General features: G+C 59.7%; 28 protein-coding genes. 17 read left to right on the top strand and 11 right to left on the bottom strand.

Translation table 11 applies throughout. The annotated features are described in order from the left end of the window. The first annotated feature begins 45 nt into the window (after positions 1 to 45). The 3 genes from AB7M26_RS01100 (at position 46) to tldD (ending at position 6,344) form a co-directional block, all read left to right on the top strand. Positions 46 to 3,849, top strand: coding sequence for a YhdP family protein (locus tag AB7M26_RS01100; protein ID WP_123498972.1), 3,804 nt, complete (start codon positions 46 to 48; stop codon positions 3,847 to 3,849). Positions 3,850 to 4,034: 185 nt separating this feature from the next. Continuing rightward, a complete protein-coding gene (locus AB7M26_RS01095; protein ID WP_123498974.1) occupies positions 4,035 to 4,889 on the top strand; it encodes a carbon-nitrogen hydrolase family protein in 855 nt (284 codons plus the stop codon). Positions 4,890 to 4,901: 12 nt separating this feature from the next. Continuing rightward, positions 4,902 to 6,344, top strand: a complete 1,443-nt coding sequence (tldD, locus tag AB7M26_RS01090) for a metalloprotease TldD (protein WP_123498976.1) — start codon at positions 4,902 to 4,904, stop codon at positions 6,342 to 6,344. 51 nt (positions 6,345 to 6,395) lie between these two features. On the opposite strand, the gene yjgA is transcribed toward tldD, so the two are convergent. Next, entirely contained in the window at positions 6,396 to 6,920 is a 525-nt protein-coding gene (gene yjgA, locus AB7M26_RS01085; protein ID WP_007901505.1) for a ribosome biogenesis factor YjgA, read from the bottom strand. 108 nt (positions 6,921 to 7,028) lie between these two features. Between yjgA and pmbA the strand changes: the two genes are divergently transcribed. From pmbA to AB7M26_RS01055, 6 genes are all read left to right on the top strand, one after another. After that, positions 7,029 to 8,375 (top strand): metalloprotease PmbA, encoded by a 1,347-nt coding sequence (gene pmbA, locus AB7M26_RS01080; RefSeq protein WP_123498979.1) that lies wholly within the window; start codon positions 7,029 to 7,031, stop codon positions 8,373 to 8,375. Positions 8,376 to 8,623: 248 nt separating this feature from the next. Beyond that, positions 8,624 to 9,019, top strand: coding sequence for a FagA protein (locus AB7M26_RS01075; RefSeq protein WP_123498981.1), 396 nt, complete (start codon positions 8,624 to 8,626; stop codon positions 9,017 to 9,019). Continuing rightward, complete coding sequence (locus AB7M26_RS01070; protein WP_123498983.1) at positions 9,012 to 10,388, top strand: class II fumarate hydratase; 1,377 nt, start codon at positions 9,012 to 9,014, stop codon at positions 10,386 to 10,388. Before AB7M26_RS01075 ends, AB7M26_RS01070 begins: the two co-directional genes overlap by 8 nt. Before the next feature lie 27 nt (positions 10,389 to 10,415). Continuing rightward, positions 10,416 to 10,853, top strand: coding sequence for a hypothetical protein (locus AB7M26_RS01065; RefSeq protein WP_123498985.1), 438 nt, complete (start codon positions 10,416 to 10,418; stop codon positions 10,851 to 10,853). A 1-nt stretch (position 10,854) separates the two neighbouring features. Beyond that, a complete protein-coding gene (locus AB7M26_RS01060) occupies positions 10,855 to 11,466 on the top strand; it encodes a superoxide dismutase (protein WP_123498987.1) in 612 nt (203 codons plus the stop codon). 295 nt (positions 11,467 to 11,761) lie between these two features. Next, positions 11,762 to 12,655 carry a ZIP family metal transporter gene (locus tag AB7M26_RS01055; protein ID WP_123498989.1) on the top strand — a complete coding sequence of 298 codons (894 nt, stop codon included), beginning with the start codon at positions 11,762 to 11,764 and terminating at the stop codon, positions 12,653 to 12,655. A 70-nt stretch (positions 12,656 to 12,725) separates the two neighbouring features. Here the strand turns inward: AB7M26_RS01055 and AB7M26_RS01050 are convergent, their stop codons facing one another. From AB7M26_RS01050 to AB7M26_RS01005, 10 genes are all read right to left on the bottom strand, one after another. Continuing rightward, positions 12,726 to 13,001, bottom strand: a complete 276-nt coding sequence (locus AB7M26_RS01050; RefSeq protein ID WP_123498991.1) for an HPr family phosphocarrier protein — start codon at positions 12,999 to 13,001, stop codon at positions 12,726 to 12,728. A gap of 15 nt (positions 13,002 to 13,016) precedes the next feature. Further along, complete coding sequence (rapZ, locus tag AB7M26_RS01045) at positions 13,017 to 13,874, bottom strand: RNase adapter RapZ (RefSeq protein WP_123498993.1); 858 nt, start codon at positions 13,872 to 13,874, stop codon at positions 13,017 to 13,019. A gap of 2 nt (positions 13,875 to 13,876) precedes the next feature. Further along, positions 13,877 to 14,341 (bottom strand): PTS IIA-like nitrogen regulatory protein PtsN, encoded by a 465-nt coding sequence (gene ptsN, locus AB7M26_RS01040; protein ID WP_007901530.1) that lies wholly within the window; start codon positions 14,339 to 14,341, stop codon positions 13,877 to 13,879. Between the two features lie 12 nt (positions 14,342 to 14,353). Continuing rightward, a complete protein-coding gene (gene hpf, locus AB7M26_RS01035) occupies positions 14,354 to 14,662 on the bottom strand; it encodes a ribosome hibernation-promoting factor, HPF/YfiA family (RefSeq protein ID WP_003178005.1) in 309 nt (102 codons plus the stop codon). Between the two features lie 79 nt (positions 14,663 to 14,741). Then, the gene (locus AB7M26_RS01030; protein ID WP_032830276.1) at positions 14,742 to 16,235 is read right to left on the bottom strand and encodes an RNA polymerase factor sigma-54; all 1,494 of its coding nucleotides are present in this window, start codon (positions 16,233 to 16,235) and stop codon (positions 14,742 to 14,744) included. A 185-nt stretch (positions 16,236 to 16,420) separates the two neighbouring features. Continuing rightward, positions 16,421 to 17,146 (bottom strand): LPS export ABC transporter ATP-binding protein, encoded by a 726-nt coding sequence (gene lptB, locus AB7M26_RS01025; protein WP_030128011.1) that lies wholly within the window; start codon positions 17,144 to 17,146, stop codon positions 16,421 to 16,423. Continuing rightward, positions 17,146 to 17,694: a lipopolysaccharide transport periplasmic protein LptA gene (gene lptA / locus AB7M26_RS01020; protein ID WP_007901540.1), complete on the bottom strand. Its 549-nt coding sequence runs from the start codon at positions 17,692 to 17,694 to the stop codon at positions 17,146 to 17,148. The genes lptB and lptA overlap by 1 nt, the downstream gene beginning before the upstream one ends. Further along, positions 17,681 to 18,253, bottom strand: a complete 573-nt coding sequence (lptC, locus tag AB7M26_RS01015; RefSeq protein WP_008070592.1) for an LPS export ABC transporter periplasmic protein LptC — start codon at positions 18,251 to 18,253, stop codon at positions 17,681 to 17,683. Before lptC ends, lptA begins: the two co-directional genes overlap by 14 nt. 7 nt (positions 18,254 to 18,260) lie before the next feature. Continuing rightward, the gene (locus tag AB7M26_RS01010; RefSeq protein WP_123498995.1) at positions 18,261 to 18,785 is read right to left on the bottom strand and encodes a KdsC family phosphatase; all 525 of its coding nucleotides are present in this window, start codon (positions 18,783 to 18,785) and stop codon (positions 18,261 to 18,263) included. After that, positions 18,785 to 19,759, bottom strand: a complete 975-nt coding sequence (locus AB7M26_RS01005) for a KpsF/GutQ family sugar-phosphate isomerase (protein WP_123498997.1) — start codon at positions 19,757 to 19,759, stop codon at positions 18,785 to 18,787. Before AB7M26_RS01005 ends, AB7M26_RS01010 begins: the two co-directional genes overlap by 1 nt. A 277-nt stretch (positions 19,760 to 20,036) precedes the next feature. Here AB7M26_RS01005 and AB7M26_RS01000 point away from each other — a divergent pair, with 277 nt between their 5' ends. The 8 genes from AB7M26_RS01000 (at position 20,037) to hisG (ending at position 25,483) form a co-directional block, all read left to right on the top strand. Further along, on the top strand, positions 20,037 to 20,846 hold the full coding sequence (locus AB7M26_RS01000; protein WP_123498999.1) for an ATP-binding cassette domain-containing protein: 810 nt from the start codon (positions 20,037 to 20,039) through the stop codon (positions 20,844 to 20,846). Beyond that, entirely contained in the window at positions 20,846 to 21,643 is a 798-nt protein-coding gene (mlaE, locus tag AB7M26_RS00995; RefSeq protein ID WP_123499001.1) for a lipid asymmetry maintenance ABC transporter permease subunit MlaE, read from the top strand. Before AB7M26_RS01000 ends, mlaE begins: the two co-directional genes overlap by 1 nt. Further along, positions 21,643 to 22,110, top strand: a complete 468-nt coding sequence (gene mlaD / locus AB7M26_RS00990) for an outer membrane lipid asymmetry maintenance protein MlaD (protein ID WP_008070583.1) — start codon at positions 21,643 to 21,645, stop codon at positions 22,108 to 22,110. Before mlaE ends, mlaD begins: the two co-directional genes overlap by 1 nt. 11 nt (positions 22,111 to 22,121) lie before the next feature. Next, positions 22,122 to 22,775 (top strand): MlaC/ttg2D family ABC transporter substrate-binding protein, encoded by a 654-nt coding sequence (locus tag AB7M26_RS00985; RefSeq protein ID WP_218398690.1) that lies wholly within the window; start codon positions 22,122 to 22,124, stop codon positions 22,773 to 22,775. Beyond that, the gene (locus tag AB7M26_RS00980; protein WP_008070580.1) at positions 22,772 to 23,077 is read left to right on the top strand and encodes an STAS domain-containing protein; all 306 of its coding nucleotides are present in this window, start codon (positions 22,772 to 22,774) and stop codon (positions 23,075 to 23,077) included. Before AB7M26_RS00985 ends, AB7M26_RS00980 begins: the two co-directional genes overlap by 4 nt. A 115-nt stretch (positions 23,078 to 23,192) precedes the next feature. Beyond that, on the top strand, positions 23,193 to 23,432 hold the full coding sequence (locus AB7M26_RS00975; RefSeq protein ID WP_007912386.1) for a BolA family protein: 240 nt from the start codon (positions 23,193 to 23,195) through the stop codon (positions 23,430 to 23,432). Between the two features lie 22 nt (positions 23,433 to 23,454). Beyond that, positions 23,455 to 24,720, top strand: coding sequence for a UDP-N-acetylglucosamine 1-carboxyvinyltransferase (gene murA / locus AB7M26_RS00970; RefSeq protein ID WP_123499005.1), 1,266 nt, complete (start codon positions 23,455 to 23,457; stop codon positions 24,718 to 24,720). 127 nt (positions 24,721 to 24,847) lie between these two features. Next, complete coding sequence (gene hisG, locus AB7M26_RS00965) at positions 24,848 to 25,483, top strand: ATP phosphoribosyltransferase (RefSeq protein ID WP_007901570.1); 636 nt, start codon at positions 24,848 to 24,850, stop codon at positions 25,481 to 25,483. The last annotated feature ends 65 nt before the right edge of the window (positions 25,484 to 25,548 follow it).

Below are 25,548 nucleotides of genomic sequence, written 5' to 3'. Positions count from 1 at the left end.
TGGCCTCAGCTTTTTGCAGTATTTTTGCCATGGGAGCCAACTGACATGGACCGTCTGACACGCATTTTGGCCGCACTGACCCGCTGGGGTCTGGGCCTGTGTGCGTTGGTTTTAGTGCTGATGGCGTTGTTCGTCAGCCTCGGCCGAGAGCTGACGCCGCTGGTGGCCGAGTACCGTGCCGACGTCGAAGACAAAGCCAGCGATGCCTTGGGCATGCCCCTGCAGATCGGCAAGCTGGAAGGCAACTGGAGCGGTTTCGCCCCGGTTCTTTTGGCCCATGACGTGATGGTCGGCGCGGGTTCCAATGCCTTGCGCCTGGATCAGGTGCGCGCGGTGCCGGATCTCTGGGCCAGCCTGCTGGCGCGCGAAGTGCGCTTCGCACACCTGGAACTCAACGGCCTGAAGATCAGCCTCAAGGAAGGTGAGGACGGTCATTGGGCGCTGGAAGGTTTGCCGGTGCAGCAGGACCAGCCGCTGAACCCGGAGCAACTGCTCAATCGCATGCAGAGGGTCCAGCAGCTGTCGGTACTCGACAGCCAGATCACCTTGCAGCCGTTGGGGGAGTCGCCGCTGACCCTGACGTATGTCGGCCTGAATCTGAAAACCGGTCCATCCCGCCAGCGGCTTGATGCCCGTTTGACCCTGCCCGACGGCCAGCCGGTTGCGATGAGCCTGCGCACCCGTTTGCGCGCTGCCCAATGGAAGGACGGCGAAGCGGACGCTTACCTGAGCCTGCCGCAAAGTGATTGGTCGAAATGGTTGCCCGAGCGCCTGACCCAGCAATGGAATTTTTCCGAGATCAAGGCCGGTGGCGAGTTCTGGATGAACTGGAGCAAGGGCACCGTGCAACGCGCCGCAATTCGTTTGAACGCGCCGCAACTCAAGGGCGCCTATGCCGAGCGCAAGCCGATCCAGATCAATAATCTGGCGCTGAACGGGTATTTCCAGCGCAGTTCCACAGGCGTTCTGGTGACCCTGGATTCTCTGGCGATGAGCCTGGGCGACAGTCGCTGGGAATCGAAACTGCAATTTCAACAAACTGCCGCGACGGACAAGGCGCCAGAGCTCTTGCATCTGCAAGCCGACCGTCTCGATCTCACACCGCTCACTCCGCTGCTGAACGCACTGGGCCCACTGCCTGAGGGTGTCGCCACGGCGGTCGAGCGGCTCAAGGTCACCGGCGTCTTGCGCAATGTGCTGATCGACTTCCGCCCAGCCGCTACCGATGACAGCAAATTCAGCTTTGCCGCCAACCTGGACAAAGTCGGCTTCGACGCTTATCGCGGTGCACCGGCGGTGCGAAATGTCAGTGGCAGCATCAGCGGCGACCTCGGGCAGGGCGAACTGCGCATGGACAGCAAGGATTTCTCCCTGCACCTGGACCCGATTTTCGCCAAGCCATGGCAATACATTCAGGCCAACGCCCGGTTGACCTGGAAACTCGATAAAGAAGCTTTCACCCTGATCGCACCGTACCTGAAGGTGCTGGGCGAGGAGGGCAAGATTGCCGGCGATTTCCTGATACGCCTGCATTTCGATCGCGCCCAGGAAGACTACATGGACCTGCGGGTCGGCCTGGTCGACGGCGACGGTCGCTACACCGCCAAGTACCTGCCGACGGTTCTCAGCCCAGGGCTGGACGAATGGCTGCGCACCGCGATTCTCAAAGGCGCGGTGGATGAAGGCTTCTTCCAGTACCAGGGTTCGCTGAACCACGGCGCCGCCGAAACGGCTCGCAGCATCAGCCTGTTTTTCAAGGTCCACGATGCCGAGCTGGCGTTTCAGCCGGGCTGGCCGCATGTCAGCAAGGTCAGCGGCGATGTATTCATCGAAGACAGCGGCGTGCGGATCCTCGCGAGCGAGGGCCAATTGCTCGACACCCAGGTCAGCGACGTCTACGTCAATATTCCCCGTGTGCCTGCCGGGCAGAGCACTCATCTGTTCCTCGATGGCGCGTTCGCTGGCGGGTTGGGCGATGGCCTGAAGATTCTGCAAGAAGCGCCAATCGGCACCGCCGACACGTTTGCTGGCTGGGAAGGCGAGGGCGATCTGCAAGGCAAGCTCAAACTCGATATCCCGCTGGTCAAAGGCGAACAGCCGAAAATCCTCGTCGACTTCAAGACCGCCAAGGCCCGTTTGAAGCTCAGTGAGCCCACCCTGGAACTGACGCAACTCAAGGGTGATTTCCGTTTCGACAGCACCAAGGGGCTGAGCGGGCAAAAGATCACGGCGCGAGCCTTCGACAAGCCGGTGACCGCACAGATATTCGCTGAAGGCAGCCCGGGCAAGCTCAACACTCGGGTCGCGGCGACGAGTGAGGTCGAGGTCAAAAAACTGACTGAATGGCTGAATGTCACTCAGCCATTGCCGGTGACGGGGACGATCCCTTATCAGCTGCAACTGAACCTTGATGGCGCCGACAGCCAATTGATGGTCAGCTCCAACCTCAAAGGTGTGGCGGTGGATTTGCCGGCACCGTTCGGCATGGCGACCGATGTCGGGCGCGATACCGTGTTCCGCATGACCCTGCAGGGGCCGGAGCGGCGTTACTGGGCCACCTATGGTGAACTGGCGAGTTTCACGTTTGCGGCACCGACCGGCAATTTCGCCGACGGTCGCGGCGAGTTGTTTCTCGGTGGCGGCAGTGCCGTGTTGCCCGGCGCCAAAGGCTTGCGCGTGCGTGGGGTACTGTCCGAGCTGGATGTCGCCCCCTGGCAGGATCTGGTGACCAAATATGCTGGCCAGGATCCTGGCGGCAGTGCCAAACAGTTGCTTAGTGGCGCGGATTTGAAGGTTGGAAAACTCACGGGTTTCGGCACCACCCTCGATCAGGCGTCGGTGCAGTTGGCGCGCAAACCGGCCGCGTGGGCCCTGCAACTCGACAGTCAGCAGGCCAAGGGCAGCGTGGGAATTCCCGATGCGAAAGCCGCACCGATTGCGGTCAATCTGCAGTACGTACGTTTGCCGGCACGAGACCCTACCGCGCTGGCTGACGAGAATTCGCCGGATCCGCTGGCCACGGTGGACCCGACGAAGATCCCGGCGCTGGATGTCACTATTAATCAGCTGTTCCAGGGGCCGGATCTGGTGGGCGGGTGGCACCTGAAGGTTCGGCCGACCGACAAGGGCGTCGCCTTCAATGCCCTTGATCTGGGCCTCAAGGGCATTCTCTTGCGGGGCAGCGGTGGCTGGGAAGGCGTGCCGGGTAACTCCAGCAGTTGGTACAAGGGCCGAGTCAGTGGCAAGAACCTTGCCGACGTGCTCAAGGGCTGGGGTTTTGCACCGAGTGTCACCAGCGAAGAGTTTCACATGGACGTCGACGGTCGCTGGCCTGGTTCGCCGGCGTGGCTGGCGACCAAGCGCTTCTCCGGCAGCCTTGATGCGTCGCTGAATAAAGGTCAGTTCATTGAAGTCGAGGGCGGGGCTCAGGCGCTGCGGGTGTTTGGCCTGCTCAACTTCAACTCCATTGGCCGCCGCTTGCGCCTGGACTTTTCCGACCTGTTCGGCAAAGGCTTGAGCTATGACCGGGTCAAAGGCTTGCTGGTTGCCAGTAACGGCGTCTACGTGACCCGTGAACCCATTCTGCTGACCGGGCCGTCGAGCAATGTGGAGCTCAATGGCACGCTGGACCTGGTGGGTGATCAGATCGATGCCAAGTTGTTGGTGACTTTACCGGTGACCAACAATCTGCCGATTGCCGCGCTGATCGTCGGTGCACCGGCTGTCGGCGGGGCGCTGTTCCTGATCGACAAGCTGATCGGTGACCGCGTGGCGCGCTATGCCAGCGTCAAATACACCGTCAAAGGCCCATGGAAAGATCCGAAAATCACCTTCGACAAGCCTTTTTGAATTCTTTTGAAAAAGCACTCTTTGGGCCTATGGAGTAGCATGTTTTCATGCGACGCCGCTTACTCCTGTAGGAGCTGCCGCAGGCTGCGATCTTTTGACTTCAAAGTTCAAGGTCAAAAGATCGCAGCCTCGTTTTACTCCGCAGCGCCTACCGGTATGCGTAGATTTCACATAGGGAATAGGCCATGTCTGTAGCGGTGATTCAAATGGTCAGCCAGAGCGACGTGCTGGTCAATCTGGCCCAGGCCCGTCGTCTGCTCGAGCAGGCGGCGACCGGTGGCGCGCGGCTTGCCGTGCTGCCGGAAAACTTCGCTGCCATGGGCCGGCGCGACATTGCCGACATCGGCCGCGCCGAAGCCTTGGGCGAAGGCCCGATCCTGCCATGGTTGAAACAGACCGCCCGCGACCTCAAGTTATGGATAGTGGCCGGCACATTGCCGTTGCCGCCGGAGGACCAACCGACGGCCAAAGTGCACGCATGCTCGTTGCTGGTGGATGACCGCGGCGAAACCGTTGCACGGTATGACAAGCTGCACCTGTTCGACGTAGACGTGGCGGATAATCGCGGGCGTTATCGCGAATCCGATGACTATGCTTATGGCAGTGGTGTGGTTATTGCCGACACTCCGGTCGGTCGAGTCGGCCTGACGGTGTGTTATGACCTGCGTTTCCCGGAGCTGTACAGCGAATTGCGTGCGGCCGGCGCGGAATTGATTACCGCACCGTCGGCCTTTACCGCGGTGACCGGCGCGGCCCATTGGGAGGTGCTGATTCGCGCGCGGGCCATCGAGACCCAGTGTTACATGCTCGCGGCCGCCCAGGGTGGGACGCATCCGGGGCCACGAGAAACCTTTGGTCACGCCGCCATCGTCGACCCATGGGGGCGTGTGCTGGCGCAACAGGATCAAGGCGAGGCCGTGCTGCTGGCCCAACGCGACAGCAGCGAACAGGCGTCTATCAGGGCGCGGATGCCGGTGTCCACTCACCGGCGCTTTTTCTCGCAGGGCGCCCAGCGACCTGCATCAGAACGACGAATTTAAGGCGTAAAGCATATGAGCGAGTTGTTGTCCTCCGTCAGTGAACACCTCCTGGCGCCCGGCGGCGTAACGATCGAGAGCCTGCAAGGTGTGCTCGGCGATCTGGCCGGCCCGGGCATCGATGCCGCCGACCTGTATTTCCAGGGGCAGATTTCCGAATCCTGGGCGCTGGAAGACGGGATCGTCAAGGAAGGCAGCTTCAATCTTGACCAGGGTGTCGGCGTGCGTGCGCAATCGGGTGAAAAAACCGGTTTCGCCTATAGCAATGCGATCACCCTCGAAGCGCTCGGCGCGGCAGCCCGTGCAGCCCGTTCGATCTCCCGGGCCGGGCAGAACGGTACCGTGCAGGCATTCACCACCCAGGATGTCGCCCAATTGTACGGGCCGGATAACCCACTGGAAGTGATGACCCGTGCCGAGAAAGTCGAGCTGCTCAAGCGTATCGACGTGGCGACTCGCGCCCTCGACCCGCGTATCCAGCAAGTGACTGTGAGCATGGCCGGGGTCTGGGAGCGGATTTTGATTGCTTCCACCGATGGTGGCCTGGCGGCAGATGTGCGACCGCTGGTGCGTTTCAATGTCAGCGTGATCGTCGAGCAGAATGGCCGTCGTGAACGCGGTGGCCATGGCGGTGGCGGTCGTACCGATTACCGCTATTTCCTCAGCGACGACCGCGCCATGGGCTATGCCCGCGAAGCGTTGCGTCAGGCGCTGGTGAATCTGGAAGCGATCCCGGCCCCGGCCGGTACGTTGCCGGTGGTGTTGGGTTCGGGTTGGTCCGGCGTGTTGCTGCACGAAGCCGTCGGCCATGGCCTGGAAGGCGATTTCAACCGCAAGGGCAGTTCGGCCTACAGCGGGCGCATGGGCGAGATGGTTGCCTCGAAGCTCTGCACCATCGTCGATGACGGCACCCTCGCCGGGCGCCGTGGTTCGCTGAGCGTCGACGACGAAGGCACCCCGACCGAGTGCACCACGCTGATCGAAAACGGCGTGCTCAAAGGTTATATGCAGGACAAGCTTAATGCGCGTCTGATGGGCGTGGCCCGCACCGGCAACGGTCGTCGCGAATCCTACGCGCACCTGCCGATGCCGCGCATGACCAACACTTACATGCTGGCAGGCGAAAGCGACCCGGCAGAAATCATCGCCTCGGTAAAGAAAGGCATCTACTGCGCCAACCTCGGCGGTGGTCAGGTGGACATCACCAGCGGCAAGTTCGTGTTCTCCACCAGCGAGGCGTACCTGATCGAAGACGGCAAGATTACTGCCCCGGTCAAAGGCGCGACGTTGATCGGCAACGGGCCGGAAGCCATGAGCAAGGTGTCGATGGTCGGTAACGATCTGGCGCTGGACAGCGGTGTGGGCACGTGTGGCAAGGATGGGCAGTCGGTGCCGGTGGGTGTCGGCCAGCCAACGCTGAAAATTGATGCGATTACTGTGGGTGGCACAGGGTCGTAAGAAGGGATGGAGCTTCGGGTGAGTCGCTTGGCAACTCACCCGATTCGGGACTTAACGCAGACCGCGTTGAGTCTCGTCCAGCTCACGGATGTACTTGAAAATTTTACGGCTCGAAGCCGGTGGCTTGTTGGTCGCCAGTTCGTGCTGGGCCTGACGGATCAGGGAGCGCAATTGCTGACGATCAGCTTCCGGGTAGTCGAGCACGAACTTCTCCAGGACTGCATCGTCGCCCGCGATCAAGCGATCGCGCCAGCGTTCCAGGCCATGGAAGCGTTCGTTGTACTGCCGAGTGGAGGCATCCAGTTGATCGAGCAGAGTCAGAATGGCGTCAGTGTCCTGATCGCGCATCAGTTTGCCGATGAACATAAGGTGCCGTTTACGCGCGATATTCGCGGTGTGCTTGGGCGCATCGGCCAGGGCCCGGCGCATAGCGTCGGTCAACGGCAGTTTTGCCAGCAAGTCAGGCTTGAGTGTTGTAAGGCGCTCGCCAAGGTCAACCAGAGCATGAAGCTCGCGTTTAACCTGGGATTTGCTTTTTTCTCCCGTATCGAGGGAGTCGTCGTAAGAATCAACCATGGTGGCCGTCCGCAAAGAAACGCCGCCATGATAACCAGTCGGGGGCCGCTTGTCCGGCCCGGTCGCTCGAAGGCCCCAGCCGAAAGCAGAATTTGAGTGGAGAACAGCATGAGTGCAGTTGAAAGCGTCGGCCCACAAGCGTTGCCGGCACTGCAAGAACAAGTCGAGCAGATCATCGCTGAAGCCAAGCGCCAGGGCGCCAGTGCCTGTGAAGTGGCCGTGTCGCTGGAGCAGGGCTTGTCGACCACGGTGCGTCAGCGGGAAGTCGAAACCGTTGAGTTCAATCGCGATCAGGGCTTCGGCATCACCTTGTACGTAGGCCAGCGCAAAGGCTCGGCCAGCACCTCGGCCAGCGGTTCGGAAGCGATTCGCGAAACCGTCGCCGCGGCACTCGCCATCGCCAAGCACACGTCTGAAGACGAAGCCTCGGGCCTGGCGGATGCCGCGCTGATGGCCAAGGATTTGCAGGATTTTGACCTGTTTCATCAATGGGACATTACCCCGGAGCAAGCCATCGAGCAGGCCCTGGCCTGTGAAGCGGCGGCGTTTGCCGCCGACAGCCGGATCAAGAATGCCGACGGCACCACCCTCAGCACTCACCAGGGCTGCCGGGTTTACGGTAACAGCCACGGTTTTATCGGTGGTTACGCGTCGACTCGTCACAGCCTCAGTTGCGTGATGATCGCCGAAGCCGATGGCCAGATGCAGCGCGATTACTGGTATGACGTGAACCGTCAGGGCAATTTGCTGGCCTCTCCAGAGAGCATCGGCCAACGTGCCGCGCAACGGGCGGCGAGCCGTCTGGGCGCGCGTCCGGTGCCAACCTGTGAAGTGCCGGTGCTGTTTTCCGCGGAACTGGCCGGTGGCTTGTTCGGCAGTTTCCTGTCGGCGATCTCCGGCGGCAGTCTGTATCGCAAATCGTCGTTCCTCGAAGGCACGCTGGGGCAGAAGCTGTTCCCGGAATGGCTGACCATCGATGAGCGTCCGCACCTGATGCGCGCTTTGGGCAGTTCGGCTTTCGACGGCGATGGCCTGGCGACCTATGCCAAGCCGTTCGTGGAGAAGGGCGAGTTGGTGTCCTACGTACTCGGCACCTACTCCGGCCGCAAGCTAGGCATGCCGAGCACTGCCAACGCCGGCGGCGTGCACAACCTGTTCGTCACCCATGGTGACGAAGATCAGGCCGCCTTGCTGCGCCGCATGGGCCGAGGCTTGCTGGTCACCGAACTGATGGGGCAGGGCCTGAACATGGTCACTGGCGATTACTCCCGTGGCGCGGCGGGTTTCTGGGTCGAGAACGGCGAAATCCAGTTCGCGGTGCAGGAGGTGACTATCGCCGGCAACATGCGTGACATGTTCAAGCAGATCATCGCGGTCGGTAATGACCTGGAACTGCGCAGCAATATTCGCACCGGGTCGGTGTTGATCGAGCGGATGACAGTGGCGGGTAGCTAAGCCTCCGATCGCTGCACAAAAAGGGCGCGCCATCCCATTGGGTGGCGCGCCTTTTTTATTGGTCGCAACACAGATCCTGTGGGAGCGGGCTTGCCTGCGATAGCGTCATTTCAGTCGACATCGATGTTGAATCTTCTATCGTCATCGCGGGCAAGCCCGCTCCCACAAGGATCTCTGTGCTCCGTTATGCTTGTTTTGGTTCTCATTATCATCTAATAATAAATCTCATTACCGAATGAGCCCGGATCATGAGTTCTGCCTTGCACGAGCAGCCTTACCTCGAAAGCTGGCGCTGGATGAGTCGCCAGATCCGTTGCGCCATGGACCCTGACGAACCGCGCCTGATCGAACATTACCTGGCCGAAGGCCGGTATCTGGCGTGTTGCACGGCCACCTCTCCCTGGACCATCGCCGAAACCTCTTTCCGTTTGCTGCTCGACACCGCCGTCGATGTCGCGCTGCCCTGGCACTGGCGCAGCCTGTGTCTCGACCAGGCCTGGCGGCCGTTGCGCGATCTCGAACGGCAATCACTCTGCAAATGCCGCCTCAAGCGCTGGCAAAGCTATGCCTGGCAACTGGCGACCTGCGAGTTGCAACCCTCCATCCCTCTCATAGAACTGGTGCAAGGATCTCCTGATGAGTAACACACGTATCGAACGCGACAGCATGGGCGAACTTCAGGTCCCGGTGGACGCTCTCTATGGCGCGCAAACCCAGCGCGCGGTGGATAACTTCCCGATCAGCGGCCAACCGATGCCCGTGCAGTTCATCCGGGCGCTGATTCTGGCCAAGGCCGCTGCCGCCCGAGCCAACGTCGAGCTCAAACAGATCAGCGAATCCCAGGGCAAGGCGATCGTCGACGCCGCTCAAGGCTTGCTCGAAGGCGATTTCATGCAGCACTTCCCGGTGGATATCTTCCAGACCGGTTCCGGCACCAGTTCCAACATGAACGCCAACGAAGTGATCGCCACCCTGGCCAGCCGCTTGTTGGGCGAGCCGGTGAATCCCAACGATCACGTCAATTGCGGCCAAAGCAGCAACGACATCATCCCGACCACCATCCATGTCAGCGCCGCATTGAGCTTGCATGAGCAGTTGCTGCCGGCGTTGGTGCATCTGGTGCAGGTGATCGAGCACAAGGCCGAGCAGGTTCATCCATTCGTCAAAACCGGGCGTACCCATTTGATGGACGCCATGCCTGTGCGCCTGAGTCAGGTGCTCAATGGTTGGGCGCAACAGCTCAAGGCCAATATCGATCACTTGCAGGATCTGCTGCCGAGTCTGCAATCGCTGGCCCAGGGCGGCACGGCGGTGGGTACCGGGATCAATGCTCATCCGCAATTTGCGGCGCATTTCAGCCAGCAACTCAGCCAACTGACGCAGGTTCAGTTCACGCCGGGCAAGGACTTGTTTGCGCTGATCGGCTCGCAGGACACGGCAGTCAGCGTTTCAGGGCAGCTCAAGGCTACAGCGGTTTCCTTGATGAAAATCGCCAACGACCTGCGCTGGATGAATTCCGGCCCGTTGGCCGGGCTCGGTGAAATCGAACTCGAAGCCTTGCAGCCCGGCTCGTCGATCATGCCCGGCAAAGTCAATCCGGTGATCCCGGAAGCTACCGCGATGGTCGCCGCTCAGGTGATTGGCAACGACACGGTGATCACCGTCGCCGGTCAGTCGGGCAATTTCGAGTTGAACGTCATGTTGCCGATCATCGCCCATAACCTGCTGAGCAGTATCCAATTGCTGGCCAACGCCAGCCGTCTGCTGGGTGACAAGGCTATCGCCAGCTTCAAGGTCAACGAGGCCCGGCTCAAGGAAGCGCTGTCGCGCAATCCGATTCTGGTCACTGCACTCAACCCGATCATTGGTTACCAAAAAGCCGCCGAGATTGCCAAGAAGGCTTATCAGCAGGGCCGGCCGGTGATCGATGTCGCCCTGGAGCACACCGACCTGACGCGCAGCCAACTGGAAAAATTGCTCAACCCAGAGAAGCTCACCGCAGGGGGCGTGTAATCACCGCTACCGCTTTGGAGGCTCACCATGGAGCACTGGAAACGCACGATCGAAAGAGCAAATCGCTGTTTCATGCTGGGCGAGCTGGTCGATGCCCGCGAGGCTTATTTGCAGGCATTGGCCTTGGCCCAGGTGTTGTTCGAGCGCTGGGCCGATGCCGACGAAGCGGTGGCGGCTTGCGTGATTTCCCACCATAACCTGGCGGACCTGCACCTGCGTCTGAACCAGCCGGAGGAGAGCGCCGAGTACCTGTGCGCGATCCATCAACGACTGTTGCAGACCATGCAGGACCCGCGACTGGCGCCAGCCTTGCGTGAAGCCGCGCTCCGCCAGAGCAGCAAAACCTATGTCGAGCTGCTGAATTTCATCAGCGAACACGGCGAGTATCCGCGCACCCAGCGTTTGCTACACCGCGAGACGCCGCCCGCCCATCAGCCTGCGCCCTTACAACATGGAGTTCATTGAAATGGCTTTTACCTTGCCTGCCTTGCCGTACGCCTATGACGCCCTGGAACCGCACATCGATGCGCAAACCATGGAAATCCACTACACCAAACACCACCAGACCTACATCAACAACCTCAACGCCGCAGTCGAAGGCACTGAGTTTGCTGAATGGCCGGTGGAAAAACTGGTGGCGGCTGTCCAGCAATTGCCGGAAAAGCTCCGTGCGGCAGTGATCAATCAGGGCGGTGGGCATGCCAACCATTCGTTGTTCTGGGAAGTGATGGCACCCAACGGCGGAGGCCAACCTGAAGGCGCGCTGGCCAAGGCGATCGACGAACAGCTGGGTGGTCTCGACAGCTTCAAGGAGGCCTTCACCAAAGCTGCGCTGACCCGTTTTGGCAGCGGTTGGGCCTGGTTGAGTGTGACGCCGCAAAAGACCTTGATCGTTGAAAGCAGCGGCAACCAGGACAGCCCGTTGATGAATGGCAATACGCCGATCCTCGGCCTGGATGTCTGGGAGCACGCTTACTACCTGCGCTATCAGAACCGCCGCCCGGAATACATCAATGCGTTCTACAACGTGATCAATTGGCCCGAAGTCGCCGCGCGTTATCAGGCTGCGCTGGTTTAGGGGGCGTTCTCAACTAGTCTCCCCTCCGCGCCGGGTCTGCTGTTGTGCAGGGCAAGGCGCGAGAAGCGTGGTTTGGTCATTCCAAATAAGCTTCGAGCAACGCAGCCCTGCACAACAGCAGGCCCGGCCCTTCGGGTTGTGCCTTAAAGCGGGCCAGGCTGCCTTGCAGGCCTTGGAAAGGGAACAACCATTCTCAGCGGCCTGCGCCTTGCCTGGCCCGCTTTAAGGCGACAACGCGGAGGGGGAACGAGTTGAGAACGCCCCTAAGTCTCTATAAAACAATCCAGGGCTGACTATGGGCATTGAAACACTGGCGATCGGAAGTGGACGAATGTTTCGTTACGCACTGGGATCGCTGTTACTGCTGGCGGGCATGACATTATTGGCTGCCCAAGGGCTGAGCTGGCTGGACCTCGAACCGAAACTGCAGCGTGCCCTGCAAGGCGGGGCGATTTGCGCTTTGGGTACCGCTTTGGGCGCGGTGCCGGTGCTGGTGATTCGGCAGATGCCTCAGGCAGTCAGCGACATATTGCTCGGTTTCGGAGCCGGGGTGATGCTCGCCGCGACGGCGTTTTCGCTGATCGTGCCGGGCATTGCCGCGGCAGAAAACCTCGGGCTGACGCCTTGGGCGGCCAGCGGCCTGATCAGCTTCGGCATCCTGCTGGGCGCATTCGGGTTGTTTCTGGTGGATCGCAGGGTGTCTGGCGCTACGCCCGAAATGCTCGTGGGGACACTGAAGCGATCGGTGATTCCACCGCGGATCTGGTTGTTTGTGTTTGCCATCATCGCCCACAACATCCCCGAAGGCATGGCTGTCGGCGTCTCGGCCGGTGGAGGCATGCCTGACGCCGACAGCCTGGCCATGGGCATCGCATTGCAGGATGTGCCGGAAGGACTGGTCATTGCGTTGGTGTTGGCCGGGGCAGGGATGTCGCGGGTCAAGGCGTTCCTGATCGGTGCTGCATCAGGGTTGGTCGAGCCGGTCTTTGCATTGTTATGCGCCTGGCTGGTGAGCCTGGCCGAACTGCTGTTGCCTTTGGGGCTGGCACTGGCGGCCGGTGCGATGTTGCTGGTGGTGACTCACGAAGTCATCCCCGAATCGCGCCGCCATGGTCACGACAAACTGGCCAGCCTTGGGCTGCTGATCGGGTTTTGTCTGATGATGGTGATGGATACGGCGTTGGCTTAACAAAAGATCGCAGCCTTCGGGTGTCCGCAATCCCATGTAGGAGCTGCCAAAGGCTGCGATCTTTTGATGTTTATTCGCCTTCGTCGAAGTAGTTGTTGATCAGCTTCACCAGTGCATCCAGCGCTTCCTGCTCCTGTTCGCCTTCGGTAATCAGGTGGATTTTGGTGCCCTTGCCAGCGGCCAGCATCATCATGGCCATGATGCTTTTGCCATCGACCACGGATTCTGGCGTGCGTCCTACCCTGATCGTGCAATCCTTGAACTGACCGGCGACCCCAACGAATTTTGCAGACGCGCGGGCATGCAGGCCCAGCTTGTTGATGATTTCGATTTCCAGAGCAGGCATCGCGATGTGAATCCTTTAGCTGAGGTCGCGGTGGCGGACCTGGACGTTCTTCAGGGTTTTTTGCAGGACCTGACCCAGACGTTCGGTCAGGTAGACAGAGCGGTGATGCCCGCCAGTGCAGCCAATGGCAATGGTGACATAGGCGCGGTTGCTGGCGGCAAAGCGGGGTAGCCACTTGAGCAAGTACGAGGAAATGTCCTGGAACATCTCTTCGACGTCCGGCTGTGCCGCCAGGTACTCGGCCACCGGTTGATCAAGCCCGGACTGTGCCCGTAGCTCCGGCTTCCAGTAAGGGTTAGGCAGGCAGCGCACGTCGAACACCAGATCGGCGTCCACCGGCATGCCACGCTTGAACCCGAAAGATTCCACCAGGAACGCAGTGCCCGGTTCCGGTTGATTCAGCAGGCGCAGCTTGATGGTATCGCGTAGCTGATACAGGTTCAGATTGGTGGTATTGACCTTGAGGTCGGCCAGATCGGCAATAGGCCCCAGCAGATTGGTTTCATCCTGGATCGCCTCCGCCAGCGAACGATTGGCGCTGCTCAGCGGGTGACGACGGCGAGTTTCCGAAAAGCGTTTGAGCAAGGTTTCTTCGTCTGCGTCCAGGTACAGCACATCGCACTGGATATGTCGGCTGCGGACCTCTTCCAGCAATTCGGGGAACCGTGACAGGTGGCTTGGCAAGTTGCGTGCATCGATGGACACGGCCACCAGCGGTTGTGCCAGTTCGGTGTGAATCAGCGCGCGTTCGGCCAGTTCCGGCAGCAAGCCGGCAGGCAGGTTGTCGATGCAGTAGTAGCCGTTGTCCTCGAGCACATCGAGGGCGGTACTTTTACCTGAGCCGGAGCGGCCACTGACGATGATCAGGCGCATGATTAGTGACCGTTCTGCTCGTCCAGGACAACCTGATACAAGGCTTCGTTGCTCGGGGCGCTGCGCAATTTTTCACGCACTTCCTTGCGATCCAGCATGCTGGCAATCTGGCGCAGCAATTCCAGGTGTGCATCGGTGGCGGCTTCCGGGACCAGCAGCACAAACAGCAGGTCAACCGGGGCACCGTCGATGGCATCGAAATCGATAGGGGCTTCCAGGTGCAGCAGCGCGCTGATTGGCGAGGTGCAGCCTTTGAGCCGGCAGTGGGGGATGGCGATGCCGTTGCCGAAACCGGTAGAACCGAGTTTCTCACGGGCAATCAAGGCCTCGAAGACGTCCTGCATTTCCAGATCCGGCACTTCGCGATGGATGAGGTTGGCAATTTGCTCGAGGGCTTTCTTTTTACTGCCACCCGGCGCGTTCACTTGGGAACGGCCGGGGGTCAGGATGGTTTCTAGTCGGATCATGGATTGGGGGTGTTAACGACCGGTCGCGCCCTGGAGGAGGCTCTGGGTCTTTTCCTTATGCTTTTTAAGTTGGCGATCCAGCTTGTCGGTCAGCAGGTCGATGGCGGCATACATGTCCGTATGCTCGGCATTGGCGACCACTTCTCCGCCGGGAATATGCAGCGTGGCTTCGATCTTCTGCAGCAGTTTTTCGACGTTCATCGTGACTTGCACATTGGTGATCTTGTCGAAATGCCTCTCTAATCGGTCGAGTTTTTCGCCGATGTAGGTGCGCAGGGGTTCGGTCACTTCCAGTTGGTGTCCACTGATGTTGACTTGCATACAGCTTCTCCTTCGTTGCCAGTGCATAAAGCGGCAGGCAGAAATGCCTGCCACTGGAACGCTGTGGCCAGCCCGGCGGCTACATCAACCGCTTCCGTTCGCTGGAAGGCGCGATCCCCAGGGATTCGCGGTACTTGGCGACGGTGCGACGGGCTACCTGAATGCCTTGTGCCTCCAGTAAACCAGCGATCTTGCTGTCACTCAACGGCTTTTTCTGATTTTCCGCAGCAACCAGTTTTTTGATGATCGCGCGGATCGCCGTGGACGAGCATTCACCGCCTTCAGAGGTACTGACGTGGCTGGAAAAAAAGTATTTCAGTTCATAGATGCCCCGCGGGGTATGCATGAATTTTTGCGTGGTCACCCGTGAAATTGTCGATTCATGCATGCCGACTGCTTCGGCAATGTCATGCAGCACCAACGGCTTCATGGCTTCGTCACCGTATTCGAGAAAGCCGCGTTGATGCTCGACGATCTGGGTGGCGACTTTCATCAGGGTTTCATTGCGGCTTTGCAGGCTCTTGATGAACCAGCGAGCCTCCTGCAGCTGATTACGCATGAAGGTGTTGTCAGCGCTGGTATCGGCACGGCGCACGAAACCGGCATATTGGGCGTTGACCCGCAGGCGTGGCACCGATTCCTGGTTCAGCTCCACCAGCCAGCGCTCGTTGTCCTTGCGCACGATCACGTCGGGAACGACGTATTCGGCTTCGGTGGACTCGATTTGTGAACCGGGGCGTGGGTTGAGGCTCTGGACCAATTCGATGACCTGGCGCAGCTCATCTTCCTTGAGCTTCATGCGGCGCATCAGCTGGCTGTAGTCGCGGCTGCCGAGCAGGTCGATGTAATCGGTGACCAGGCGCTTGGCTTCGGCCAGCCAAGGGGTCTTGGCGGACAACTGGCGCAGTTGCAGCAGCAGGCATTCACCGAGGTTGCGGGCGCCGATGCCAGCGGGTTCGAATTGCTGGATGCGGTGCAGGACGGCTTCGATTTCGTCCAGTTCGATGTCCAGTTCCGGGTCGAACGCTTCGAGGATTTCCTCGAGGGTTTCGTCCAGGTAGCCCTGATTGTTGATGCAGTCGATCAGGGTCACGGCGATCAGGCGATCGGTGTCGGACATCGGTGCCAGGTTCAGTTGCCAGAGCAAATGGCTTTGCAGGCTTTCACCGACCGATGTGCGGGTGGTGAAGTCCCACTCGTCGTCATCGTTGCTCGGCAGGCTGCTGGCGCTGGTCTGGTAGACATCCTCCCAGGCTGTGTCGACGGGCAATTCGTTGGGGATGCGCTCGTTCCAGTCGCCTTCCTCAAGGTTGTCCACCGTCGGGGCGGTTTCCTGGTAGGAGGGTTCCTGAATGTCGGCGTTGGGTTTCTGTTCGGCGCTATCGGCCAAGGGGTCGGCGTTATCGAAGTCGTCGCCTTCTTCCTGGCGTTCGAGCATCGGATTGGACTCCAGAGCCTCCTGGATTTCCTGTTGCAGGTCCAGGGTCGACAATTGGAGCAGGCGGATGGCCTGTTGCAGCTGCGGTGTCATCGTCAGCTGCTGGCCCATTCTCAAGACTAGCGATGGTTTCATGGCAGGGGCTTAACACCTTATTCGCCGGCGCACATGCGCCATCCACTACAGGGCGCCGAAGCGCCAAACATAAGCAAATTATATGCCCGAAACTGAAGTGTTTGCCTAGAGCGCTGTAACAATAAAAAGTTATTGATTTTTTATTGAAGCGAGCGCTCCCTCGGCGACCCGGGCACCTCAGGTGCTTACAGGCGGAACTCGTGGCCCAGATACACTTCCTTGACCAGTTCATTGGCGAGGATGGTGGCGGAGTCACCTTCAGCAATCAGTTGGCCGTCGTTGACGATGTAGGCGGTTTCGCAGATATCCAGGGTCTCACGAACGTTGTGGTCCGTGATCAGCACGCCAATGCCTTTAGCCTTGAGGTGATGGATGATCTGCTTGATGTCGCCCACCGAAATCGGGTCCACACCGGCGAAGGGTTCGTCGAGGAGGATGAATTTCGGGTTGGTAGCCAGTGCCCGGGCGATTTCCACACGGCGGCGTTCACCACCGGACAGGCTCATGCCGAGATTGTCACGGATGTGATGGATGTGAAATTCCTGCAGCAGGCTTTCCAGCTCTTGGCGACGACCGGCCTTATCGAGTTCCTTGCGGGTCTCGAGGATGGCCATGATGTTGTCGGCCACCGACAGTTTGCGGAAGATCGACGCTTCTTGCGGAAGATAGCCGATGCCGGCCTTCGCGCGACCGTGCATCGGCTGGTGGCTGACGTCCAGGTCGTCGATCAGTACGCGGCCTTGATCGGCCTGTACCAGACCGACAATCATATAGAAACAGGTGGTTTTACCGGCGCCGTTAGGGCCAAGCAGGCCGACGATCTGACCGCTGTCGATGGACAGGCTGACGTCGCGCACGACCTGACGGCTCTTGTAGCTCTTGGCCAGATGCTGAGCTTTCAGAGTTGCCATTACTGGGCCTTTTGCTCGTCGGTTTTCTTCTTCGGCTGGATCACCATGTCGATGCGAGGGCGTGCCTCGGTGACCTTGTTACCCGTGGCGCGACCGGCGCTCGCAAGCTTTTTGACCGTGTCGTAGACGATTTTCTCGCCTTGGGTGACGTTGTTGTCCTTATCGATGACTTTGGCGCGATCGATCAGCACGACGCGGTTTTGCGAGGCGTGGTACTGGATAGTTACGCCGTAGCCCTGGACCGGCTTGGTATCGCCCGCCGTTTGCAGTTGCTCGAAGTAGGCAAGGTTGCCCACCGAAGTCACCACGTCGATGTCGCCGGTCGGGGTGCGGGTGATAGTTACGGTATTGCCGGTGACCTTCATCGAGCCCTGGGTGATGATCACATCGCCCTTATAGGTGGCAACGCCGTTCTTGTCGTCCAGTTGGGCATCGTCGGCCTGAATGCGGATAGGCTGCTCTTGATCGTTCGGCAGAGCCCAGGCGCTCACGCTTCCCAGTGCTGCGCCCAGACTGAGCAAAATAGGGAGAGTTTTAACGAGCCTCATACTGTCCTCTTACGTTCGATAGCAGGTGTATCCTGCTTTCTTTCAAGTACGCTTTCATTCCGTTGCCTGTCGATACACCGCCAGCGCCGTCGATTCTAACGGGTTGATCGGTCTGCGCATATTGCTGCTGCGGGAACACTGTCATACGGGTGGTGGTAATCAGGGTTTTACGGTTTTTTTCGTCGAAACGCGTGATACGTACCGAGTCAATCAGCTCGACCTGAGTGCCGTCCGGGTTGACTTCGCCGCGCTCGCTCTGGACGTGCCAGGGGAATTCGGTGCCACGGAACATGTTCAGGTCCGGATTGGTCAGCAACGTCACCTCGCTCGCTTTCACGTGTTCGACCTTGTCCGACGTCATCTCGTATTGCAGTTTGCCGTCGGGCAGGTACTGCACGCTGTGGGCGTTGATGGCGTAATAGTCGATCGCGGTTTCATCGACCTTCACCACCGGCTTGTCGAGGAAGCGTTCCGGGCTGATGTTCCAGTAGCCGACCGCTGCAAAAATCGCAGCGATGCAACCGAACACCAGGATGTTACGAATTTTCTTGCTCAGCATGATGGGCTCACAGGTACGCGGCGTTGGCCGCATCGAGGCGGCCCTGGGCGCGCAGGATCAATTCGCAGAATTCGCGAGCGGCCCCCTCGCCACCGCGGGCCTGGGTGATGCCGTGGGCGTGTTCGCGCACGAAACTGGCAGCGCTGGCCACCGCCATGCCAAGGCCTACGCGGCGAATCACCGGCAGGTCCGGCAGGTCGTCGCCCAGGTAGGCCACTTGTTCATAGCTCAGGTTGAGCTGGCCAAGAAGTTCGTCGAGCACCACCAGTTTGTCTTCGCGACCCTGATAAAGGTGCGCAATGCCGAGGTTCTTCGCGCGCCGTTCAACCACCGGGGTCTTGCGGCCACTGATGATAGCGGTCTGCACGCCCGCGGCCATCAACATCTTGATGCCCTGGCCGTCGAGGGTGTTGAACGTCTTGAATTCGCTACCGTCTTCGAGGAAGTACAGGCGCCCGTCGGTCAGCACGCCATCGACGTCGAACACCGCCAGTTTGATCTGTTTGCCGCGTTGCAGCAGGTCCGTGCTCATTACATTACTCCCGCACGCAGCAAATCGTGCATGTTCAAGGCGCCGACCGGACGGTCTTCGCTGTCGACCACTACCAGTGCGTTGATCTTGTGGTCTTCCATGATTTTCAGGGCCTCGGCGGCGAGCATCTCGGCGCGGGCGGTCTTGCCGTGGGCGGTCATCACTTCATCAATGGTCGTGCTGTGGATATCGATGGTGCGGTCCAGCGTGCGACGCAGGTCGCCGTCGGTGAAGATCCCGGCGAGTTTTCCATCCGTGCTCAGTACAACGGTCATGCCCAATCCCTTACGGGTCATTTCCATCAAGGCATCCTTGAGCAGCGTACCGCACATCACTTGCGGCAATTCGGTGCCGGCATGCATGACGTTTTCCACTTTCAGCAACAAGCGGCGGCCTAGAGCGCCGCCCGGGTGGGAAAAAGCGAAATCTTCGGCGGTAAAGCCGCGAGCTTCAAGCAAGGCAACGGCGAGAGCATCACCCATGACCAGTGCCGCGGTGGTCGACGAGGTAGGTGCCAGATTCAGCGGGCAGGCTTCGTGTTCGACGCTTACATTGAGATTGACTTCCGCTGCCTTGGCCAGCGGCGACTCGGGGTTACCGGTCAGGCTGATCATTTGAATGCCCTGGCGTTTGATCAGCGGCAGCAAGGTGACGATCTCGTTGGTGGAGCCGGAATTCGACAGCGCCAGAATGATGTCATCGCGGGTGATCATGCCCATGTCGCCATGGCTGGCTTCGGCCGGATGCACGAAGAAGGCTGTGGTGCCGGTGCTGGCCAGGGTGGCGGCAATCTTGTTGCCGATGTGCCCCGATTTGCCCATGCCGACCACGACCACGCGGCCTTTGCTGGCCAGAATCATCTCGCACGCACGTACGAAATCCGCATTGATATTGGGTAGCAAGCCTTGTACGGCTTCCAGTTCGAGGCGGATGGTACGTTGTGCGGATTGAATCAGGTCGCTGGATTGGTTCATGTCGGAAATCGAATAGCCTGATGAAAAGGCGGCGATTATAGCGGTAATGATCAAAACCCTCACGCTAGTTCGTCGCGGTTTGTCATTCCTTGTTACCGAATCCTCTCTAAATAGATGATTTCGGGCGGTCATGTTGCTGAACATGCCCGGCTTGGGCCTTGGGCGCTTGAGCTTTGCAGTGATATAGTTCGCCGCCAGTTCGGCCTGCCCGGGGAGGTATGTGCTTTCGCCAGAAAGCCAGGCGTCCGAGTGAGAGGCTGCATCGCAAGGAGTTTAGATGAGTGCCGATAACGCCTACGCGGTCGAGCTGAAGGGACTGACCTTCAAGCGCGGTACGCGCAGCATTTTCAATAACGTCGATATCCGCATCCCGCGCGGCAAGGTTACCGGCATCATGGGACCTTCCGGGTGTGGCAAGACCACGCTGTTGCGGCTGATCGGCGCACAATTGCGTCCCACCAGCGGCGAAGTCTGGGTCAATGGCCAGAACCTGCCAACACTGTCGCGCAACGATCTGTTCGATGCGCGCAAGCACATGGGTGTGCTGTTTCAGAGCGGTGCATTGTTTACCGACCTTGATGTGTTCGAGAACGTCGCCTTTCCGCTGCGTGTTCATACAGCGCTGCCGGAAGAAATGATCCGCGACATTGTCCTGCTCAAATTGCAGGCTGTTGGCTTGCGTGGCGCCATCGACCTGATGCCTGACGAATTGTCCGGGGGCATGAAACGTCGCGTCGCGCTGGCCCGGGCAATTGCTCTCGATCCGCGAATCCTGATGTACGACGAGCCTTTCGTCGGCCAGGACCCGATCGCCATGGGCGTGCTGGTGCGCCTGATCCGCCTGCTCAACGATGCGCTGGGCATCACCAGCATTGTGGTTTCCCACGACCTGGCCGAGACCGCGAGCATCGCCGACCACCTCATCGTGGTGGGCGATGGGCAAGTGTTGGGGCAAGGCACGCCCAAGGATCTGATGAAATCGGATGAGCCACGTATTCGTCAATTCTTGACTGGCGAACCCGACGGCCCGGTCGCATACCACTTTCCAGCGCCGGATTACCGCGCAGATCTCCTGGGGAAGCGTTGATGCGCAAGATCACACTAATAGAAAGGGTGCGCCGTTTCGGTCATGCCGGCATCGATGTGATGGCGGTGTTCGGGCGTTCGGCGTTGTTCCTGTTCCATGCCTTGCTCGGTCGTGGCGGCATCGGCGGCGGTTTTGGCTTGCTGGTCAAGCAACTGCATTCGGTGGGCGTGATGTCCCTGGTGATCATCGTGGTCTCCGGGGTGTTCATCGGCATGGTGCTGGCCCTGCAGGGGTTCAATATCCTGTCCAGCTACGGTTCGGAACAGGCCGTCGGGCAGATGGTTGCGTTGACGTTGCTGCGTGAACTGGGGCCGGTGGTCACGGCCTTGCTGTTCGCCGGGCGCGCAGGGTCGGCGCTGACCGCCGAGATCGGCAACATGAAGTCCACCGAGCAATTGTCCAGCCTGGAAATGATCGGGGTCGACCCGCTCAAGTACATCATTGCCCCGCGCCTGTGGGCCGGCTTCATTTCCTTGCCGGTGCTGACGACGATTTTCAGCGTGGTGGGTATCTGGGGCGGTTCGTGGGTGGCCGTCGACTGGCTGGGTGTCTATGAAGGCTCCTACTGGTCGAACATGCAAAACAGCGTGACGTTTGTCGACGATGTGCTCAACGGCATTATCAAAAGCATGGTTTTTGCCTTCGTCGTGACCTGGATCGCCGTATTCCAAGGCTATGACTGCGAGCCCACTTCCGAGGGGATCAGTCGTGCCACTACCAAGACCGTGGTGTATGCCTCTTTGGCTGTGCTCGGCCTGGACTTTATCTTGACCGCCTTGATGTTTGGAGATTTCTGATGCAAAACCGCACCCTGGAAATCGGTGTCGGCCTTTTCTTGCTGGCTGGCATCCTGGCTTTGCTGTTGCTTGCGCTGCGGGTCAGTGGCCTGGCTCCGACGGCGAGCACCGATACTTATAAACTTTATGCGTATTTCGACAATATCGCCGGTTTGACGGTCAGAGCTAAAGTGACCATGGCCGGTGTCACCATCGGCAAAGTCACCGCAATCGATCTGGATCGCGACAGCTTCACCGGTCGGGTGACCATGCAACTGGAAAAGCGCGTAGATAATCTGCCGACCGACTCCACTGCATCTATCCTGACCGCTGGCCTGTTGGGTGAGAAATACATCGGTATCAGCGTGGGTGGGGAAGAAACCCTGCTCAAGGAGGGGGGAACCATCCACGACACGCAGTCGTCGCTGGTGCTCGAGGACCTGATCGGTAAATTCCTGCTCAATACCGTTAGCAAAGACGCCAAATGAGGAGCTTTTGAATGATCTCTATCTTGCGACGTGGCCTGTTGGTGATACTCGCGGCCTTGCCGTTGATGGCTAACGCCGTGGCGGCGCCGTCGGCGCACGAACTGGTGCAGGACACCACCAACCGGTTGTTGGCGGATCTTTCTGCCAACAAAGAGAAATACAAGCAGGATCCGCAGGACTTCTATGCGGCGCTGAACAGCATTGTCGGGCCTGTCGTGGATGCCGAGGGTATTTCCAAGAGCATCATGACAGTCAAATACTCGCGCAAAGCCACGCCTGAGCAGATGAAGACGTTTCAGGAAAACTTCAAAAAGGGTCTGTTCCAGTTCTATGGCAATGCCCTGCTGGAGTATGACAACCAAGGTATCGTCGTCGATCCTGCCAAGGATGAGTCGGGAGACCGTACCAGCGTTGGCATGACGGTCAAAGGCAGCAGTGGCGCGATTTATCCTGTGTCTTACACACTGGAAAAGATCAATGGCGAGTGGAAACTGCGCAACGTGATCATCAACGGCATCAACATTGGCAAGCTGTTCCGCGATCAGTTTGCTGATGCGATGCAACGCAATGGCAACGATCTGGACAAGACCATCAACGGTTGGGCCGGGGAAGTCGCCAAAGCCAAGGAAGCCACCGAAAAATCTACCGAGAACCAAACCCAATGAGTGAGTCGGCCATTCGCATGAGCGAATCCGGCGAGCTGCTGCTCAGTGGCGTGCTGGATTACCGCACAGGCCCGAACCTGCGCAAGCAGGGGCAGGCGCTGATCAAGTCCAGCAACGCGGCTGCGCTGGTGGTTGATTGCTCAGCGGTGGAGAAGTCCAGCAGCGTCGGCTTGTCGCTGTTGCTGTGCTTCATGCGCGATGCCCAGGCGGCTGGCAAGGCCCTGAGCATTCGCGCGATGCCCGACGATATGCGCGAAATCGCTCAGGTCAGCGAATTGACCGAGCTGTTGGCGCACCCCTGAACCGCATCTATAAAGAAGCCCCCCGTCAGAGTCCTGTGAATGCGGGGTTCGCAGGCGCGGGGCTTTTTTGTATGATGTCCGACCCGCGCGCACAGGGCGCCGATTGAGGTTGAGCATGCAGGCCGTAGAAGTGAAGAGCTTCCTTGAAGGAAAGCTGCCAGGAACCCTAGTAGAAGTCGAGGGCGAAGGCTGCAACTTTCAGCTGAACGTGATTAGCGATGAACTGGCGGCGTTGAGCCCGGTGAAGCGTCAGCAGCAGATCTATGCCCATTTGAACCCATGGATCACCGATGGCAGCATCCATGCGGTCACTATGAAATTTTTCAGCAGCGCGGCCTGGGCCGAGCGCACCTGAGCCCAAGGGCGTCGAGATTCTTATGGATAAATTGATTATTACTGGCGGTGCTCGTCTTGACGGCGAAATCCGCATCTCCGGGGCAAAGAACTCTGCCCTGCCGATCCTGGCTGCAACCCTGCTGTGCGATGGCCCGGTGACCGTTGCCAACCTGCCGCACCTGCACGACATCACCACGATGATCGAGCTGTTCGGCCGCATGGGCATCGAGCCGGTGATCGACGAGAAGCTCAGCGTCGAAATCGACCCGCGCACCATCAAGACCCTGATCGCGCCGTACGAACTGGTGAAAACCATGCGTGCCTCGATCCTGGTATTGGGCCCGATGGTTGCCCGTTTCGGTGAAGCCGAAGTCGCACTGCCTGGCGGTTGCGCCATCGGTTCGCGTCCGGTCGACCTGCACATCCGTGGCCTCGAAGCCATGGGCGCGGTCATCGACGTCGAAGGCGGCTACATCAAGGCCAAGGCCCCTGAAGGCGGCCTGCGCGGTGCGCACTTCTTCTTCGACACCGTCAGCGTGACCGGTACCGAGAACATCATGATGGCGGCCGCTCTGGCCAAGGGCCGTAGCGTGCTGGCGAACGCCGCTCGCGAGCCTGAGGTCATCGACCTGGCGAACTTCCTGAACGCCATGGGCGCCAAGATCACTGGCGCCGGCACCGACACCATCACCATCGATGGCGTCGAGCGTCTGCACCCGACCACCTACAAGGTGATGCCTGACCGCATCGAGACCGGCACCTACCTGGTGGCGGCGGCGGTGACCGGCGGTCGTGTGAAGGTCAAGGACACTGATCCGACCATCCTCGAAGCCGTTCTGGAAAAGCTCCGCGAATCGGGTGCCGAAATCACCTGCGGCGAAGACTGGATCGAGCTGAACATGCATGGCAAGCGGCCAAAAGCCGTTAACGTGCGGACCGCTCCATACCCGGCGTTCCCGACCGACATGCAGGCGCAGTTCATCTCCCTCAACGCCATTGCCGAAGGCACTGGTGCGGTGATCGAGACGATCTTCGAAAACCGCTTCATGCACGTTTACGAACTGCACCGCATGGGCGCTCACATCCAGGTCGAAGGCAACACCGCCATCGTCACCGGCATCGAGAAGCTCAAGGGCGCGCCAGTAATGGCCACCGACCTGCGTGCTTCGGCCAGCCTGGTGATCTCGGCGCTGATCGCCGAAGGCGATACCCTGATCGACCGCATCTACCACATCGACCGTGGTTACGAGTGCATCGAAGAGAAACTGCAGATGCTTGGCGCGAAGATCCGCCGCGTACCGGGCTAGTTTCTGCTGCATGGGCGCAAGGACGCGTCCGTTGATTTCGTTCAAGTCGGGGCTGTAATGGCCTCGATGTGTGTCCGGCGCCGTTTGCGACCGGGCATCAGTAGCCTGATAAGGACTGACGTTTCCCATGTTGACCATCGCACTGTCCAAGGGCCGCATCCTTGACGACACCCTGCCGCTTCTGGCTGAAGCGGGTATCGTGCCGACCGAGAATCCGGACAAGAGCCGCAAGCTGATCATCCCCACAACCCAGGCCGATGTGCGCTTGCTGATCGTGCGCGCCACCGATGTGCCGACTTATGTCGAGCATGGTGCCGCGGACCTCGGCGTCGCCGGTAAAGATGTGCTGATGGAATATGGCGGTCAGGGTCTGTACGAGCCTCTGGACCTGCGAATTGCCCTCTGCAAGCTGATGACCGCCGGCCGTGTCGGCGATGTCGAGCCCAAGGGCCGTCTGCGGGTGGCGACCAAATTCGTCAACGTCGCCAAGCGTTACTATGCCGAGCAAGGCCGTCAGGTCGACATCATCAAGCTCTACGGCTCGATGGAGCTGGCGCCGCTGATCGGTCTGGCGGACAAGATCATCGACGTAGTCGACACCGGTAACACCCTGCGTGCCAATGGCCTGGAGCCCCAGGATTTCATTGCCGACATCAGCTCCCGGCTGATCGTCAACAAAGCTTCGATGAAAATGCAGCATGCCCGAATCCAGGCGTTGATCGACACCCTGCGCAAAGCAGTGGAGTCTCGACACCGCGGCTGATTCACCCGCGCGACCTTGAGTCGCGCCCGTCTATCCGCCTCATAGCCAGAATTCTCAGGTGCCCA

This window comes from Pseudomonas sp. F-14 TE3482, from assembly GCF_053629455.1.
Note: the sequence above shows the minus strand (reverse complement) of the source record. Positions and strands in the feature narration are given on the sequence as shown.